This window comes from Candidatus Pseudomonas phytovorans (genome assembly GCA_029202525.1).
Taxonomy (GTDB): Bacteria; Pseudomonadota; Gammaproteobacteria; order Pseudomonadales; family Pseudomonadaceae; genus Aquipseudomonas; species Aquipseudomonas phytovorans.
In genome coordinates this window covers 3,852,776-3,869,284 of the sequence record CP119325.1, presented here as the reverse complement: position 1 = coordinate 3,869,284, position 16,509 = coordinate 3,852,776, and the positions used below count along the sequence as shown (strand labels likewise).

Sequence of the window (16,509 nt, the reverse complement as noted above, 5' to 3'; positions counted from 1 at the left end):
GTCTTCTTGATGGCCTATCAAGATCACCTCCCAAAGAAAATCAGATGGCGCTTATCAAGGCCGCCGTACAGCCGATGAGGATTCGCAATGCCTGAGCATGCCCCAGACAACCCGCGCAGGGATTTTCTGCGCAAGACCTTGACCTTGATCCCCGTGGTTACCGTGGCCAGCACTGGGCTTGGCGTGGGCGCCAGCCAGTTGCTTGCGGCCCCGCAACCGCATCACCAACCGAAGGTACCGGCCACGCCACCTGCGGGCGACTATCAACCGACGTTCTTCAGCGCCGAAGAGTGGGCGTTTGTGCAAGCGGCGGTGTCGCGCATCATTCCGGCCGATGAGCTCGGCCCCGGCGCACTCGAAGCCGGCGCCGCGGAATTCATCGACCGCCAGATGAACACCCCCTACGCGACTGGCGCGCAGTGGTACATGCAAGGCCCGTTCAACGCCGATGCCGCGCCCGAACTGGGCTACCAGCTGCAGCTCAGCCCGCAACAAATCTACCGCCTGGGCATCGCTGCCGTGGACGGCTGGTGCAAAGCCAACGGCGGGCAGGTTTTTGCTGCGCAAGATAGCGCTACCCGAGACCGTATTCTCAGCAAAGTCGAGGCAGGAGAGCTGATTTTCGACACCGTGCCGGCCAAGGTGTTTTTCAGCCTGCTGGTGCAGAACACCCGTGAAGGGTTCTTCTGCGACCCGATTCATGGCGGCAACAAAGGCATGGTCGGCTGGACCCAGATCGGCTTCCCCGGCGCCCGCGCCGATTTCATGGACTGGGTCGAGCGCAACGAGCCTTACCCGTTTCCGGCGGTATCGATCCGCGGCGAGAGGGCCTGAGGCATGGCGACTGTGTTGAACAAAGTGGATGCGGTAATCGTCGGCTTCGGCTGGGCTGGCGCGATCATGGCCAAGGAACTGACCGAGGCCGGGCTGCACGTGGTGGCCCTGGAGCGGGGGCCGATGCAGGACACCTACCCGGAAGGCAGCTACCCGCAAGTGATCGATGAGCTGACCTACAGCGTGCGCAAGAAGCTGTTCGTCGATGTATCGAAAGAAACCGTCACGGTACGCCACAGCGTGAACGACGTGGCACTGCCCAATCGCCAGCTCGGCGCCTTCCTGCCAGGCAAGGGCGTGGGCGGCGCGGGCCTGCACTGGTCGGGCGTGCACTTTCGGGTCGACCCGGTCGAGTTGCGCTTGCGCAGCCACTATGAGGAGCGCTACGGGCGCAAGTTCATCCCTGAAGGCATGACCATCCAGGACTTCGGCGTCAGCTACGAAGAGCTGGAACCGTATTTCGACTTTGCCGAAAAGGTCTTTGGCACCTCAGGCCAGGCCTGGACCGTCAACGGCCAGGTGGTCGGTGAAGGGAAGGGCGGCAACCCCTATGCGCCGGACCGTTCCAATCCGTTCCCACTGCCCGCGCAAAAGAACGTGGTGTCGGCCAGGTTGTTCGAAAAAGCCGCCACCAGCCTGGGCTACAAGCCCTACAACCTGCCATCGGCAAACACCTCCGGGCCTTACACCAACCCCTACGGGGCGCAGATGGGGCCGTGCAACTTCTGTGGTTTTTGCAGCGGTTACGTGTGCTACATGTACTCCAAGGCCTCGCCCAACGTGAACATTCTGCCGGCGCTGCGCCAAGTGCCCAACTTCGAGTTGCGGCCCAATGCGCACGTGCTGCGGGTGAACCTGGACGACACCAAGCGCAAGGCCACCGGGGTGACCTACATCGATGCCCAGGGGCGCGAGGTGGAACAGCCGGCGGAGCTGGTGATCCTGGCGGCGTTCCAGTTCAACAACGTGCGCCTGATGCTGCTTTCCGGCATCGGCAAGCCTTACGACCCGGTGAAGAACGAAGGTGTGGTCGGGCGTAATTTCGCCTACCAGAACATGGGCACGGTCAAGGCGTTCTTCAACAAAGACACCTACACCAACAACTTCATCGGCGCGGGTGGCAACGGCATCGCCATCGACGATTTCAATGCCGACAACTTCGACCATGGCCCGCACGGCTTTGTCGGTGGCTCACCGATGTGGGTGAACCAGGCCGGCAGCCGGCCCATTGCCGGCACCTCCAACCCGCCGGGCACACCGGCCTGGGGCAGTGCCTGGAAGAAGGCCACGGCCGACTACTACACCCACCAGGTGTCGATGGACGCCCACGGCGCCCACCAGTCCTACCGTGCCAATTACCTGGATCTGGACCCCACCTACCGCGACGCCTACGGCCAGCCGCTGTTGCGCATGACCTTCGACTGGCAGGAAAACGACATCAGGATGAACCAGTTCATGGTCGGCAAGCTGAGCAAGATCGCTCAAGCGATGAACCCCAAGGCCATTGCCGTGCTGGGCAAGCAGGTCAAGGATCACTTCAACACCGCCAGTTACCAGACCACCCACCTGAACGGCGGTGCGATCATGGGCACCGACCCGAAAACCAGTGCGCTGAACCGCTACCTGCAAAGCTGGGACGTACATAACGTGTTTGTCCCTGGGGCTTCGGCGTTCCCGCAGGGGCTGGGTTACAACCCGACCGGGCTGCTGGCTGCGCTGACCTACTGGTCGGCCCGCGCCATTCGCGAGCAGTACCTGAAAAACCCCGGCCCGCTGGTCCAGGCCTGAGGAGCGATGAGCATGAAGACAATGTTTATCGCAACCCTGCTGCTGGGTGCCAGCGCTGCCGCACACGCCGTAGCCAATGACGATGCCCTGGTGCGCCAGGGCGAATACCTGGCCCGCGCCGGAGACTGCGTGGCCTGCCATACCGCCAAGGGCGGCAAGCCGTTTGCCGGCGGCCTGCCGATGGAAACGCCAATCGGCACAGTGTACTCCACCAACATCACCCCGGCGGCCAGCGGCATTGGCCAGTACAGCTTCGCAGACTTCGACCAGGCTGTGCGCAAAGGCATTGCCAAGGACGGCAGTACGCTATACCCGGCCATGCCATACCCGTCGTATGCGCGGGTCAGCGAGCCGGATATGCAGGCGCTGTACGCCTACTTCATGAAGGGCGTGGAGCCGGTCGAGCAGCCGAACAAGGCCACCGACATTCCCTGGCCACTGAGCATGCGTTGGCCGTTGGCAATCTGGCGGGGCATGTTTGCGCCAGAGGCCAAGCCCTGGCAGGCATCGGCAGCGGCCGACCCAGTGGTGAACCGCGGTGCGTACCTGGTCGAAGGCCTTGGGCATTGTGGCGCGTGCCATACACCACGTGCCCTGACCATGCAGGAAAAGGCGCTCAGCCCTGCAGATGGCGAGCAGTTCCTGGCCGGCAGCGCCCCGCTGGAAGGCTGGATCGCGAAAAACCTGCGTGGCGATCACAAGGACGGGCTGGGCAGCTGGAGCGAAGCGCAGCTGGTGCAGTTTCTGAAGACTGGCCGAAGCGATCGCAGCGCGGTGTTCGGCGGCATGAGCGATGTGGTCGAGCACAGCATGCAGCACATGACCGATGCCGACCTGACCGCGATCGCCCGTTACCTGAAGACCCTGCCGCCGAGTAACCCGAACGACCAGCCGCACGTCTACGACAAGCAGGTGGCGGATGCGCTGTGGAAGGGCGACGACAGCAAGCCTGGGGCAGCGGTGTATATCGACAATTGCGCAGCTTGCCACCGTACCGACGGCCAGGGCTACACCCGTGTGTTCCCGGCGCTGGCCGGTAACCCGGTGGTGCAGACGACGGATGCTACGTCGCTGATCCATGTGGTACTCGCGGGTGGCACGGTACCGGCCACGCATACGGCACCGTCGAACTTCACCATGCCGGCGTTCGGCTGGCGGCTGAGTGACCAGGAAGTTGCCGAGGTGGTGAACTTTATCCGTACCAGCTGGGGTAACCAGAGCAGCGAAGTCTCTGCCAGTGATGTGAAGTCGCTGCGCTAGGTAATCCCGGTAACTTGCTCTCATCCATCTGCAATAGGCAGTAACTCTGTGGGAGCGGGCGCGCCCGCGAACACCGGCGCAGCCGGTGCCAGCCACCGCGTTGGATTCTTCGCGGGCGCGCCCGCTCCCACAGGTTAAGTTCCAGCTATAAGGATCAGTAATTTAGGAGCTATTATTCGAGTAATACCTGAGAAATACCAATTGGCTCTGACCAACGGCATGTTGACGGGCAAGCATAATTTTGCTGTATTGAAACCGGTTTCATCGCTATCACAATAATCATAAGGACAGCCCATGACCGACGCGCCTGCCCACACCCGCGAACGGGTCACCATCAGCGAAGTAGCGCGTGTCGCTGGCGTTTCCAAAGCCACCGTCTCCCGTTACATCGGTGGCGATCGGCAATTGCTGGCCGAAGCTACGGCCAAGCGCCTGGCAGAGGTCATCGAACACCTCGGTTACCGTCCCAACCAGATGGCCCGCGGCCTCAAGCGCGGCCAGACGCGGCTGATCGGCATGCTGGTGGCCGACATCCTCAACCCCTATTCAGTGGCCGTGATGCATGGCGTGGAAACCGCCTGCCGCCAGCACGGCTACAGCCTGGTGGTGTGCAACACCAACCGCGACGACGAACAGGAGCGTCACCACCTGGAGGCCTTGCAGAGCTACAACGTTGAAGGGTTGATCGTGAACACCCTCGGCCATCACCCCGGCGAACTGCTCAATCTGCAGCGTGACATCCCCATGGTGCTGGTCGACCGCCAATTGCCCGAACTGAATGTCGACCTGGTCGGCCTGGACAATGCCGACGCGGTCGAGCAGGCCCTCGACCACCTGCAGCTACAGGGCTACCGCGATATCCTGGCGGTCAGCGAACCTCTCGATGGCACCAGCTCGCGGCTGGAGCGGGTGCAGGCCTTTGGCGCGTCGGTCAGCCGCCGGCCCGGTATGCGCCAGCAGGTACTGGAAACCAGCGCCGGGCTGCAGGGCCAACTGGCGACATTTCTTGCCAGCCGCGGCCATGGCCCACAAGCCATCTTCACCTTCAACGGCGTTGCCACCCTGGCGGTGACCCGGGCCCTGCACGAGGCAGGGTGCAACCTGTTTACCGATGTCGGGCTGATCGCCCTCGACGACCTCGACTGGTACCCCTTGGTCGGCAAAGGCATCACTGCACTGGCCCAACCCACCGAGCGTATCGGTGTGGCGGCATTCGAAAGCCTGCTCGGTCGCCTGCGCGGTGACAGCGGGGAAGCTCGACGCATCGACTTCAAGGCCAACCTGATCATCCGCGGCTCAACCCAACCCCAGTAAGCAACGGCAGGCGTGTGCCTGCTGCTGTCGACTAAAAATGAAACCGGTTTCATAAGGACAATAACAATGCATCCGAACCCCGTTTCCATCAGCCTCTCAAGCTACGGCGCCGACTTTGTGCGGCAACGTGGCCAGGAGCAGTTCCTGGACATGCTGGCAGCCGCTGGCGTCAGCCGAGTGGAATTGCGCGAAGAATTGTTCGCCAGTGCGCCGGACGCGGCTGCACTCGGTGCGGTTATTGCTGCTCTGCATCTGGAATGCCTGTACTCGACCCCCCTTGAACTGTGGACCACGCAAGGCGTGCCCGACCCGCTACTGGTACAGAAGCTGGAAATCGCCCGGGCGCTTGGCGCGGTGGCGCTGAAGGTTTCCCTGGGGCACTTCGACGAGCACTGCGATGTGGCGGCCTTGGCGGCGCTGCTGCCTGCGCATGGGCCGCTGCTGCTGGTGGAAAACGATCAGACTGCACAAGGTGGCAGGATCGAACCGCTGCTGCAGTTCTTCCAGCGTGCCGACCTGTTTGGCCTGCGCCTGGGCATGACCTTCGACATCGGCAACTGGCAATGGCAAGGCGAGCCTGCGCGGCAAGCTGCACGGCAACTGGGCCGTTGGGTGCGCTATGTGCATTGCAAGGCAGTGCAGCGCCGGGCCGACGGCCGCCTGGTTGCGATACCGCCCCAAGCGGCGGACCTCCAGGATTGGGCAGCGCTGATGACCGAGTTCCCGCCCGGCGTGGTGCGTGCCGTTGAATACCCGTTGGTTGGCCAAGACCTGCTGGCGCTGACCCGTACCCAGGTGCTTAGCCTTGCGGCATTGGGAGCAGGAGAGGAGGTGGCCCATGCATGAGCATGACGTGCTGTGCTTCGGCGAGACCATGGCCATGTTCGTGGCCGAGCAAACCGGCGATCTGGCCAGTGTCGGCCAATTCGGCAAACGCATCGCCGGCGCGGACAGCAACGTAGCCATCGGCCTGGCGCGGCTGGGTTTCAAGGTGCGTTGGCTAAGCCGGGTAGGTGACGATTCGTTGGGCCGTTTCGTGCTCGACACCCTGCGTCGCGAAGGCCTGGATTGCTCCGCTGTCGAAGTGGATTGCAAATCCCCTACCGGCTTTCAGTTAAAGGCCCGCTGCGATGACGGCAGCGACCCCGCTGTAGAGTACTTCCGCCGTGGTTCGGCAGCCAGCCGGATGTCGCCAACGCTGATCCACCCAGGCTTGCTGCAGGCCCGTCACCTGCACGCCACGGGCATACCGCCAGCACTGTCCGACGGCTGCCGGGCGCTGTCGCATGAACTGATCGACGCCATGCGTGCTGCGGGGCGCAGTATCTCGTTCGACCCCAACCTGCGCCCCTCGCTCTGGCCTGACCAAAACAGCATGGTGCGCGAGATCAATGCCTTGGCGGCCAAAGCCGACTGGGTTCTACCTGGCCTGGAGGAGGGGCGGTTGCTGACCGGCCAGCACACCCCGGCAGACATCGCCGCGTTCTATCTCGACCAAGGGGTGGAACTGGTGGTGATCAAACTGGGCGATGCCGGCGCCTACTTCCGCAGCGCCAAAGGCGAAGGGCAGGTAGCACCTGTGCCGGTCAGCCGAGTGGTGGACACCGTCGGTGCGGGTGATGCCTTTGCCGTTGGCGTGCTTAGCGCGTTGCTGGAGGGCCGTGCGGTGGTCGATGCAGTGGCGCGCGGCAACTGGTGCGGCAGCCGCGCCGTGCAGTCGCGTGGCGACATGGAAGGGTTACCAATGCGTCATGAACTGGAGGCCTACGACCTGCGCAGAAGCGCGTAAGCCAGCCAGTACCGAATCACCTGTTGCAACAAAAACAACAAGCTCAGGAGAAACAAACCATGCAAAGCCAAAGCCTTGCACCTCGTCGTTGGTGGTACATCATCCCGATCGTGTTCTTCACCTACAGCCTGGCCTACCTGGACCGCGCCAATTACGGCTTCGCCGCTGCCTCCGGCATGGCCGAAGACCTGCACATCACCCCCGTGCTGTCTTCGCTGTTGGGCGCGTTGTTCTTTCTCGGTTACTTCTTCTTCCAGGTGCCCGGCGCCATCTACGCCGAAAAGCGCAGCGTGAAGAAGCTGATCTTCGTCAGCCTGATCCTCTGGGGTGGCCTTGCCACGCTCACAGGCATGGTCAGCAACGTCTACATGCTGATCGGCATCCGCTTTCTGCTCGGGGTGGTCGAGGCTGCGGTAATGCCGGCCATGCTGGTGTACCTGTGCCATTGGTTCACCCGTGCCGAGCGCTCCCGCGCCAATACCTTCCTGATGCTCGGCAACCCGGTAACGATCCTGTGGATGTCGGTGGTGTCGGGGTACCTGATCAAGCATTACGACTGGCGCTGGATGTTCATCATCGAAGGCCTGCCTGCCGTAATCTGGGCGTTCTTCTGGTGGCGCCTGGTGGATGATCGCCCGGCTCAGGTGAAGTGGCTGAGTGATCAGGAAAAGGCCGCGCTGGCGCAGGCACTGGCGGCAGAGCAACAGGGCATCAAGCCCGTGAAGAACTACCGTGAGGCGTTCCGCTCGCCGCAGGTGATCATCCTGGCACTGCAGTACTTCTGCTGGAGTATTGGCGTATACGGTTTCGTGCTGTGGCTGCCGTCGATTCTCAAGCAGGCAGCGAATGTCGATATCGTGCAGGCCGGCTGGCTGGCCTCGGTGCCCTACCTGGCGGCGGTGCTGGCCATGGTGGGCGTGTCGTGGGCGTCCGACCGCCTGCAAAAACGCAAACGCTTCGTCTGGCCACCGCTGCTGATCGCCGCCGTAGCGTTCTATGGCTCGTATGCCTTGGGCACTGAACACTTCTGGCTTTCGTATGCACTGCTGGTGGTCGCCGGCGCCTGCATGTACGCACCGTATGGCCCGTTCTTCGCGATCGTGCCCGAAATCCTGCCGGCCAACGTTGCCGGTGGTGCCATGGCGCTGATCAACAGCATGGGCGCGCTGGGCTCTTTTGGCGGCTCATGGCTGGTGGGCTACCTCAACGGCGCTACGGGCGGGCCCGGCGCCTCTTACCTGTTCATGTGCGGCGCGCTGCTGACCGCAGTGGCGCTTACCGCCGCGCTCAATCCATCCCAGACGTCTGGCCGGGCAAAGCGTGATAGCTCGCGGCTGGCCATGAACCCTTAGGAAATGTGCAATGAAGAAGCGAATCGTTTTGTACAAACGCTTGTCCGACGACTTGATGGCGCGACTGCAAGATCGTGTTGAGGTGACTTGGGTGGATATCAGCCAGCCCGACGGCCTGGCCCGCTTGCGCGATGCGTTGCCGGGGGCACATGGGTTGCTGGGGGCCAGCCTGCGCCTGGATGCCAGCCTGCTTGACCTGGCGCCACAGCTGGAAGTGGTGTCGAGTGTTTCGGTGGGCGTGGACAACTACGATATTGCCGAACTCAGCCGGCGTGGCGTGATGCTGACCAACACACCCGACGTGCTGACCGAAACCACCGCAGACACCGGCTTTGCCTTGATCCTTGCGACCGCCAGGCGGGTGGTGGAGTTGGCGAACTGGGTGCGTGACGGGCATTGGCAGGCCAACCTGGGACCTGCGCATTTTGGCACTGATGTGCACGGCAAGACGCTGGGCATCGTCGGCATGGGCCGCATCGGCGAGGCCTTGGCCCGGCGCGCGGCAGCCGGCTTTGGCATGCGCGTGCTGTATCACAGCCAGCGTGCCAAGCCCGAGGTGGAGGCGCGCTATGGCGCACGCCAATGCAGCCTGGACGCACTGCTGCAGCAAGCGGACTTCGTCTGCCTGACCGTGCCGCTGAGTGCCCGCACGGAAGGCCTGATCAGTGCACGGGAACTGGCGTTGATGAAGCCTGAGGCGATTCTGGTGAACATCTCACGCGGGCGCGTGGTGGATGAGTGCGCGTTGATCGAGGCGCTGCAGGCCAAGCGTATACGCGGGGCGGGGCTGGATGTGTTCGTGCAGGAGCCGTTGTCGGTAGACTCGCCGTTGTTGCAGCTCGATAACGTAGTCGCAACCCCGCATATCGGTTCCGCTACCGAAGAGACCCGCCAGGCCATGGCGCGTTGCGCGGTAGATAACCTGCTCAGCGCGCTGGCCGGTGAGCGGCCGGCGAATTTGGTGAATGAGGTGTGCAGGACGTGAGAACAAGGGGCCGCTATGCGGCCCATCGCCGGCAAGCCAGCTCCCACAGGGTTTCACAGGCCTGAGCCTTGCGCAGTCCCTGTGGGAGCTGGCTTGCCGGCGATGGGCTGCACAGCAGCCCCCGCACAACGCAGGTTTAGCGGCAGTTACCGGCCTTGCGATAGCCAGCTGCCTGCGCTTCACCTTCGGTAGCAAAGGTCACCTGGTTTTTTGCTGCAACCTGGTTGTAGCCGGGGCACCCAGCAGACAGGTGGTAGACATGGCTGTTGCGGTTACCCAGCACGGCCCCGACCGACTCGGCTCTGGCCAGGCTAGGCTTGGCCTCTGCCTTGGCGGCTTTCACCGGCAGCGCTTGCACGGCGCCACTGCCAACCGGCTTGTAGTCGGCCGTCCATTTGCGCTCCCCGCTCACGAACGGGTTGGCATGCCCCATGATGGCGGCAATGCGCCGGTCGCGCTCTTTCTCCCAGGCCGACACCGGGTGCTGTTTGTCCCAGGCCATCAGCAGCTGTTGCTGCTGGCGCGACATGCTCAGTTGGTAACGGTCGAACATGTAGAACGTGGTGCGGGCCACCAGGCCTTTCACTTCATCACGCGGCTCGGCGGCGCGCTGGACGAAATCCACCTTGGTGGTGCACTGGCCATACTCGCCGGCATTGCCAGCAACCATGCCGTAGTTGAAGTTGCTGCGGTCGCCGTTGACTTCGCCCACGGCCGGGTAGAGGTTGAACAGGTCGGCTTCCATGGCGCGGAACACCGGGTCGTTGTCCACGCAGTGCTCGCGGCCACCGTTCTTCCAGCACTGGCGCTGGTTGCCGAAGGTGTAGGCGGGCACGATGTGCTCCCACTCGGTGCGTTCGGCGCGGTTCTGCTGCTTGCGCGTCTGGTAGCCGCACGAGGCTGCATCGACGCGCCCGCCGGACTTGCCCACCCAGGTCCATTTGCAGCCGCAGTACAGGTCGCCCACTGCACTGTTGGCCTGGTCGAGATATACCTTCTGCTTGGCCACCACCTTGGCCTCGGTGAAGGTTGCCGGCGGGCTGGCCAAGGCAGGTAAGGTAAAGGAAAACACTAAGGTTAGGGCGTAAAGCAGTGATTTCATGGGGAAAACATATTTCAGATTGGGGCGCGCATTGTAATGCTTTCCCCGGGGCTGGCCACCTCGCTGAGCCATACCAGTGGTCGGCCCGGATCGTCGCCGGCCATACGGCTGAAGGTGGCTGAGTCGAGCATGTCCCTGACCTGGGCGCCCATGCGCAGCAGGCGCTCGATGAAGCCGGCGCCGACGTCGCCGTAGTCCTCAAGCGAAACACCGCTCTGGTTGTGCTGGATCGCCAGGTGGTAATGGCTGACTCCAACCCCGCTGCCACTGCCGCCCAGTACCACGGTGAAGCGTGGGCCTAGCAGGTTGGCCAAGCGTTGCTGGACCAGGTCGAGCAGTGCGACCGGTACTTCATCGTGCCGCAGTGTGGTGGGGAAGCAAGGGGTAAAAGGAGGCATGGAAGTGTCCTGCTGGGCGTGTTCTGGTGTTGGCCAGCTTAGGCAAGGTGGCTGTCAACTTGGGTTAAGCGGGGGTAAAAGAGGGTAATGCCCAAAGCAAGCCCTCCTACCCATACGACAGGGCTCAGAACGTCTGCCCCAGCGAGAACTGGAAGATCTGGGTCTCGGCGTTATCCGGTTTTTTCAGCGGCGCCGCCAGGCTGAAACTCAACGGCCCCATCGGGCTGTACCAGGTCACGCCAACCCCCAGCGACACGGCCATCTGCGCCAGGTCGACGCTGCCACAGCCCTGGGTGGTCGACAGGTAACAGGTGTCGGCATATACGTTGCCGGCATCGACGAACACCGAGCTGCGCAGCTGGCTCTGGTCCTTCACGAACGGCAACGGGAAGATGTACTCGGCGCCGCCGGTTACCAGAATGTTGCCCCCCAGCACATCGGTGTCGCGGTCGGAATAGTAAGCCTGGCCCGCACTGGCATAGGTACCTGTGGCGGGAGTGTTGCGGGGGCCGAGGGTACCGTCCTTGAACCCGCGCACCGAGCCCTGGCCACCTGCGGTGTAGCTTTCATAGAACGGGAGGCCGTCGGTGGAGCCATAGCCGTTGCCGTAGCCCAGGCTGGTGTGCAGGCGCAGCGAGGTGTTGGTGGTGACCGGCAGGAAAGTCTGGCCGTTGTAATCCAGCTTGTAGAACGACAGGTCGCTGCCAGGGGTGGTGGCCATCAGCGTCAGGCTCTGGGAGTGGCCACGGGTGGCCAGCACGCCTTTGTTGAGGGTCGACTCCGACCAGCCAACCGACGCCTTGAGGTTGTTGAAGCTCTTGCCTTCGCGGGTAATGAAGTCGTAGATCTCGTCGGCGCTGTAGGTGCCGGGTGAAATGTCGTCGTGCTGCAGGGTCAAACCGTAAGTCAGGCGCGAGGTTTCGTTGATCGGGTAGCCAAAGCTGACCCCGGCACCGTAGCTGTTGATCGCGTAGTACGAAACGCCATCGTCGTAGTAGTCGCTGTAGTCGGTGCTGTTGTAGAACAGGTTGTAGCCCAGGCTAACGCCGTCGGCCGTGAAGTAGGGGTCCACGAAGCCGAAGTTGTACTTGGTCTGGTATTCGCTGCGGGTCAGGCCGACGGACACCTTGTTACCGGTACCGAGGAAGTTGCTCTGGCTGATCGAACCGCCAAGGATCAGGCCGGCGCTCTGGGCGAAACCGACGCTGGCGGTGATCGAGCCGGAGGCTTGCTCTTCGACGCTGTAGTTGACGTCAACCTGGTCGTCAGTGCCTGGCACTGGCGGAGTCTCGACGTTGACTTCCTTGAAGAAGCCCAGGCGCTCCAGACGGGTCTTGGACTGGTCGATCAGGTAGGTCGACGCCCAGCCGCCTTCCATCTGGCGCATTTCGCGGCGCAGCACTTCGTCTTCGGTCTTGGTGTTGCCGCGGTAGTTGATGCGGTTGACGTAGGCACGCTTGCCCGGGTCGACCACAAACATGATGTCGACCGTGTGGTCCTGGTCGTTCGGCTGTGGCACGCCGTTGACGTTGGCGAAGGTGTAGCCTTCGTTACCCAGGCGGCGGGTGATCAGCTCGGACGTGGTGGTCATCACCTTGCGCGAGAACACCTGGCCCGACTGCACCAGCAGCAGCGACTTGACCTGGTCTTCCGGCACTTTCAGGTCACCGGACAGCTTCACGTCGCGAACGGTGTACTTTTCGCCTTCGTTGATGTTGACGGTGATGTAAACGTGTTTCTTGTCTGGCGTGATGGACACCTGAGTGGAAGCGATGTCCATGTTGATGTAGCCGCGGTCCAGGTAGTAGGAGCGCAGGCGTTCCAGGTCACCGGACAGTTTTTCGCGGGCGTACTTGTCGTCGTTCTTGAAGAACGACAGCCAGTTGGTGGTCTTCAGCTCGAACAGCTGGCCCAGGGTGTCATCATCGAACACGTTGTTGCCAACGATGTTGATGTGCTGGATGGCAGCCACGGTGCCTTCGTTGATCTTGATCTTCAGCGCCACACGGTTGCGCGGCTGCGGCACCACTTCGGCGTCGACCTCGGCCGAGTAGCGGCCCTGGGCCACGTACTGGCGCTGCAGCTCGTTACGCACACCTTCGAGGGTGGCACGCTGGAAGATCTCGCCTTCGGCCAGGCCCGATTGTTTCAGGCCTTTCATCAGGTCTTCGGTGCTGATCGCCTTGTTGCCTTCGATCTCGATGCTCGACACCGACGGGCGCTCGACCACGTTGATGATCAGCACATTGCCATCGCGGTTCAACTGGATGTCCTGGAAGAACCCGGTCTTGAACAGGGAACGGGTCGAGTCCACCAGGCGACGGTCATCGGCCTGATCGCCGACGTTCAGCGGCAAGGCACCGAAGACACTGCCGGCGGAAACCCGCTGCAGGCCGTTGACGCGGATGTCGGCGATCCTGAAGGGGGAGGCCTGGGCCAGCGTGGCTTTCAGCAACAGGATGGAGAGCAACAGGCGCGGGTAGTTCATCGGGGGTTCCAGACAAGCGGATTCGGAGGGGAGAGCGAGTGCGGGCAACCCGCTGGCAGCGGGCGATGAGGATACGGGCGGGCTGTGTACGGCGCGGTTAGCCGAGGGTAAAGATGTGTAAAGTCCGACCGGCCGGCGGTGACAGTGCCGGCCAGCGGGGCGATCATTACCACCCCTGCAATTGCGATATCTGGCCCCGATGATTCCTGTGCTGCTGGTCGACGACGACCGCGAACTGACTGAAATGCTCTCTTTGTACCTGGCGCGCGAAGGCTTCAAGGCCACCGCCGTGGATACCGGCGAAGAGGGCGAGACCCAGGCGTTGTCCGGTCACTTCCAGGTGGTGGTGCTGGACGTGATGCTGCCGGGCATCTCTGGCATCGAGGTGTTGCGCCGTGTGCGCGCGCGCAGCCAGGTGCCGGTGCTGCTGCTGACCGCCCGTGGCGACAATATCGACCGTATTGCCGGCCTTGAGCTGGGGGCCGATGACTATGTGCCCAAGCCCAGCTCCCCCGGCGAACTGGTCGCACGCCTGCGGGCGATACTTCGCCGGGTGCAGCCGCAACAGACGGGCGAGGCCGGTGCGCCCGAACACGTGCGCACGGGTGCATTGAAAATGTGGCCGGGCCGGCGTGAGGCGCACTGGGGCGAAGCCACGCTGGAGCTGACCGGCTCGGAGTTCAGCCTGCTCGAAGCATTGGCCCGCCAAGCTGGCCAGTTGGTCAGCAAGCAGGACCTGTCTCTCAATGCCTTGGGCCGGCCGTTAACCCGTTATGACCGGCGCATCGACGTGCACGTCAGCAGCATCCGGCAAAAGCTCGGCCCGCGTGCCGACGGCAGTAGCTGGATCCAGAGCGTGCGTGGCATGGGCTACATGCTGATTGTCGAATGATGCGCCGGCGCCTGTTCTGGAAGCTGTTTCTGGCGTTCTGGCTGGCCAATTGCCTGACCTTTCTGGTAGGTGCCGGCGCCTTCATGCTCAATGACTGGCGCGGCGATACCCCGGCGCTGCGGTCACTGCTGGCCACTGAACTGCAGATACTGCAGCGTTACGGCGAACAGGCAGGCCGGCAGTTGCTGGCCGTTTCACCGCAGCCGCCGGATGTACAAGTGGGCCTTTACAACAGCCAGGGCCAGTTGCTGGCGGGCAGGGCGGTGCCAGAAGCGCGTTTCGAGCAGGCGTTGAGCGACCGCGACGGTCGCCCGCTGGTGCTGCGTGCCTCGGTGGCCACGGTGTTTGGCGAGCCGCCGCGCCCGCGTGGTATGGGCCCGCTGTTTACCGGCACGCTGATGAGTGCATTGTTTGCCTTCCTGTGCAGCCTGTACCTGACTCGCCCGTTGGCCTGGCTGCGCGAAGCCATGGGCCAGGTGGCCCAGGGCCGGTTCGATGTGCGGGTGAAACCCAGGCTGGGCAAGCGCCGCGACGAGATCGTCGAGCTGGCAGAGGACTGCGACCGCATGGCCGGCCAGCTCAAAGCCCTGGTGCAGGCGCAGCAGAACCTGCTGCATGATATTTCCCATGAACTGCGCTCACCGCTGACCCGCATGCATGCTGCCATCGGCTTGATGCGTCAGCAGCCGGACCGGCTCGACATGCTGGAGCGGGTCGAGCGCGAGTCGCGGCGCATGGATGACCTGATCGAGCAGTTGCTGACCCTGGCTCGCGCCCAGGCGCGGCAGGGCGACGGCGACTTTACCAGTGTCGATGTGGTAGAGCTGCTGGCGCAGATCGTTGAAGACGCCCGTTTCGAGGCAGGCATGAAGCAGTGCCAGGTGTCTTTGCAAGCCCATGGCGCGTTTCTCATCCATGGGCATGAAGAACTGCTGTATCGGGCGCTCGAAAACATCATCCGCAATGCCGTGCGTTACACCGCAGCAGGCACTGAAGTGCTGGTGGAGGCCGCGCTGGCACCGGGTGGGCAGTGGTTTCAGGTCAGTGTATGCGACCACGGGCCGGGCGTAGAACCGGCGCGGCTCAAAAGCATCTTCGACCCGTTCGACCGGGGCAGCGACAGCAGCGATGATGGCTTTGGCCTGGGCCTGGCGATCGCCCAGCGGGCCATCGCCCTGCATGGCGGCAGCATCACTGCTCTGACCGCAGCCAGCGGTGGGCTGCGGGTACTTATCGAGCTGCCACAATCCAGGCCTACTTGAAGCCGGTCACCGCGTGCGGAACATAGGGCGCCTGCAAGCGCGCCACTTCATCTGCGCTCAACTGCAATGCCAGCGCGGCAAGTGCATCGTCGAGGTGCGCAGGTTTCGAGGCACCTACGATGGGCGCTGAAACACCAGGTTTGGCCAATACCCAAGCCAACGCCACCTGCGCCATTGGCACGCCCCGTTCGCCGGCGATCTGCTCGACCACATCGATCACCCGGCCGTCTTCCACCTCAGTGTTCTCATAGAACGACTGGCCGGATACATCGCTACGCGTGCGTTCTGTCTGCTGGCCATGCGGCCGGGTCAGGCGCCCGCGGGCCATCGGGCTCCAGGGCATCAGGCCGACGCCCTGGTCCAGGCACAGGGGGATCATCTCGCGCTCTTCCTCGCGGTATATGAGGTTGAGGTAGTTCTGCATCGACACGAAACGGCTCCAACCATTACTGGCCGCCACCTGCTGCGCCTTGGCGAACTGCCAGGCGTACATCGACGAGGCGCCGATGTAGCGCGCCTTTCCGGCCTTGACCACGTCATGCAGGGCTTCCATGGTCTCCTCGATGGGCGTGTGGTAGTCCCAGCGGTGGGTCTGGTAAAGGTCGACGTAGTCGGTACCCAGGCGGCTTAGGCTGGCGTCGATGCTGGCCATGATCGCCTTGCGTGAAAGGCCTTGTTCATTGGGCCGGGTGGTGCCTTGCCACATATTGGCGGGGAAGAACACCTTGGTGGCGATCACGGTTTCTTCGCGACGGGTGTATTCCTTCAGCAGTTTGCCGACGATGATTTCCGAAGTGCCGGCAGAGTAGCTGTTGGCTGTGTCGAAGAAGTTTATGCCTTGCTCGACTGCATGCCGAATGATGGGCCGGCTGGCCGCTTCGCCCAGGGTCCAGGGGTGAGTGCCAGCGTCGGGCTCGCCGAATGTCATGCAGCCCAGACACAACCTGGAAATGTCCAGCCCGGTGCTGCCTAGCTTCACGTATTGCATCGTCGTCTCCTGAAAGGCCGTTAGTGATGGAGTTAGCCTAACGCTGGCGGGCTTGCG

The 16,509-nt window shown here is 63.0% G+C and carries 14 protein-coding genes; 10 read left to right on the top strand and 4 right to left on the bottom strand.

What is annotated here, in order from left to right; genetic code table 11:
• Positions 1-87 precede the first annotated feature (87 nt).
• The 8 genes from P0Y58_17015 (at position 88) to P0Y58_16980 (ending at position 9,322) form a co-directional block, all read left to right on the top strand.
• On the top strand, positions 88-834 hold the full coding sequence (locus tag P0Y58_17015; GenBank protein ID WEK28608.1) for a gluconate 2-dehydrogenase subunit 3 family protein: 747 nt from the start codon (positions 88-90) through the stop codon (positions 832-834).
• Between the two features lie 3 nt (positions 835-837).
• Entirely contained in the window at positions 838-2,622 is a 1,785-nt protein-coding gene (locus P0Y58_17010) for a GMC family oxidoreductase (protein ID WEK28607.1), read from the top strand.
• 12 nt (positions 2,623-2,634) lie between these two features.
• On the top strand, positions 2,635-3,882 hold the full coding sequence (locus P0Y58_17005; protein ID WEK28606.1) for a cytochrome c: 1,248 nt from the start codon (positions 2,635-2,637) through the stop codon (positions 3,880-3,882).
• Between the two features lie 294 nt (positions 3,883-4,176).
• Positions 4,177-5,196, top strand: a complete 1,020-nt coding sequence (gene ptxS, locus P0Y58_17000; protein ID WEK28605.1) for a transcriptional regulator PtxS — start codon at positions 4,177-4,179, stop codon at positions 5,194-5,196.
• A gap of 66 nt (positions 5,197-5,262) precedes the next feature.
• On the top strand, positions 5,263-6,042 hold the full coding sequence (locus tag P0Y58_16995; protein WEK28604.1) for an AP endonuclease: 780 nt from the start codon (positions 5,263-5,265) through the stop codon (positions 6,040-6,042).
• Positions 6,035-6,985 carry a sugar kinase gene (locus P0Y58_16990; GenBank protein WEK28603.1) on the top strand — a complete coding sequence of 317 codons (951 nt, stop codon included), beginning with the start codon at positions 6,035-6,037 and terminating at the stop codon, positions 6,983-6,985. The genes P0Y58_16995 and P0Y58_16990 overlap by 8 nt, the downstream gene beginning before the upstream one ends.
• A gap of 59 nt (positions 6,986-7,044) precedes the next feature.
• Positions 7,045-8,337 (top strand): MFS transporter, encoded by a 1,293-nt coding sequence (locus P0Y58_16985; GenBank protein ID WEK28602.1) that lies wholly within the window; start codon positions 7,045-7,047, stop codon positions 8,335-8,337.
• A gap of 10 nt (positions 8,338-8,347) precedes the next feature.
• Positions 8,348-9,322 (top strand): D-glycerate dehydrogenase, encoded by a 975-nt coding sequence (locus P0Y58_16980; protein WEK28601.1) that lies wholly within the window; start codon positions 8,348-8,350, stop codon positions 9,320-9,322.
• 136 nt (positions 9,323-9,458) lie between these two features.
• Here the strand turns inward: P0Y58_16980 and P0Y58_16975 are convergent, their stop codons facing one another.
• The 3 genes from P0Y58_16975 to bamA all read right to left on the bottom strand — a co-directional run bounded on the left by P0Y58_16975 (position 9,459) and on the right by bamA (position 13,310).
• Positions 9,459-10,424, bottom strand: a complete 966-nt coding sequence (locus P0Y58_16975; protein ID WEK28600.1) for an endonuclease — start codon at positions 10,422-10,424, stop codon at positions 9,459-9,461.
• 14 nt (positions 10,425-10,438) lie between these two features.
• The gene (locus P0Y58_16970; protein WEK28599.1) at positions 10,439-10,822 is read right to left on the bottom strand and encodes a hypothetical protein; all 384 of its coding nucleotides are present in this window, start codon (positions 10,820-10,822) and stop codon (positions 10,439-10,441) included.
• 124 nt (positions 10,823-10,946) lie between these two features.
• The gene (gene bamA, locus P0Y58_16965; protein ID WEK28598.1) at positions 10,947-13,310 is read right to left on the bottom strand and encodes an outer membrane protein assembly factor BamA; all 2,364 of its coding nucleotides are present in this window, start codon (positions 13,308-13,310) and stop codon (positions 10,947-10,949) included.
• 199 nt (positions 13,311-13,509) lie between these two features.
• On the opposite strand from bamA, the gene P0Y58_16960 reads away from it, so the two are divergent.
• Together P0Y58_16960 and P0Y58_16955 are read left to right on the top strand one after the other, a co-directional pair.
• On the top strand, positions 13,510-14,202 hold the full coding sequence (locus P0Y58_16960) for a response regulator transcription factor (protein WEK28597.1): 693 nt from the start codon (positions 13,510-13,512) through the stop codon (positions 14,200-14,202).
• Positions 14,199-15,464 carry a HAMP domain-containing sensor histidine kinase gene (locus P0Y58_16955; protein ID WEK28596.1) on the top strand — a complete coding sequence of 422 codons (1,266 nt, stop codon included), beginning with the start codon at positions 14,199-14,201 and terminating at the stop codon, positions 15,462-15,464. Before P0Y58_16960 ends, P0Y58_16955 begins: the two co-directional genes overlap by 4 nt.
• On the opposite strand, the gene P0Y58_16950 is transcribed toward P0Y58_16955, so the two are convergent.
• Entirely contained in the window at positions 15,457-16,452 is a 996-nt protein-coding gene (locus P0Y58_16950) for an aldo/keto reductase (GenBank protein WEK28595.1), read from the bottom strand. The genes P0Y58_16955 and P0Y58_16950 overlap by 8 nt on opposite strands.
• Positions 16,453-16,509 lie beyond the last annotated feature (57 nt).

Excerpts from the sequence above, each read along its gene's own strand:
- P0Y58_17015 (WEK28608.1), top strand. The coding sequence starts at position 88 with ATGCCTGAGCATGCCCCAGACAACCCGCGCAGGGATTTTCTGCGCAAG.
- P0Y58_17010 (WEK28607.1), top strand. The coding sequence starts at position 838 with ATGGCGACTGTGTTGAACAAAGTGGATGCGGTAATCGTCGGCTTCGGC.
- P0Y58_17005 (WEK28606.1), top strand. The coding sequence starts at position 2,635 with ATGAAGACAATGTTTATCGCAACCCTGCTGCTGGGTGCCAGCGCTGCC.
- ptxS (WEK28605.1), top strand. The coding sequence starts at position 4,177 with ATGACCGACGCGCCTGCCCACACCCGCGAACGGGTCACCATCAGCGAA.
- P0Y58_16995 (WEK28604.1), top strand. The coding sequence starts at position 5,263 with ATGCATCCGAACCCCGTTTCCATCAGCCTCTCAAGCTACGGCGCCGAC.
- P0Y58_16990 (WEK28603.1), top strand. The coding sequence starts at position 6,035 with ATGCATGAGCATGACGTGCTGTGCTTCGGCGAGACCATGGCCATGTTC.
- P0Y58_16985 (WEK28602.1), top strand. The coding sequence starts at position 7,045 with ATGCAAAGCCAAAGCCTTGCACCTCGTCGTTGGTGGTACATCATCCCG.
- P0Y58_16980 (WEK28601.1), top strand. The coding sequence starts at position 8,348 with ATGAAGAAGCGAATCGTTTTGTACAAACGCTTGTCCGACGACTTGATG.
- P0Y58_16975 (WEK28600.1), bottom strand. The coding sequence starts at position 10,424 with ATGAAATCACTGCTTTACGCCCTAACCTTAGTGTTTTCCTTTACCTTA.
- P0Y58_16970 (WEK28599.1), bottom strand. The coding sequence starts at position 10,822 with ATGCCTCCTTTTACCCCTTGCTTCCCCACCACACTGCGGCACGATGAA.
- bamA (WEK28598.1), bottom strand. The coding sequence starts at position 13,310 with ATGAACTACCCGCGCCTGTTGCTCTCCATCCTGTTGCTGAAAGCCACG.
- P0Y58_16960 (WEK28597.1), top strand. The coding sequence starts at position 13,510 with ATGATTCCTGTGCTGCTGGTCGACGACGACCGCGAACTGACTGAAATG.
- P0Y58_16955 (WEK28596.1), top strand. The coding sequence starts at position 14,199 with ATGATGCGCCGGCGCCTGTTCTGGAAGCTGTTTCTGGCGTTCTGGCTG.
- P0Y58_16950 (WEK28595.1), bottom strand. The coding sequence starts at position 16,452 with ATGCAATACGTGAAGCTAGGCAGCACCGGGCTGGACATTTCCAGGTTG.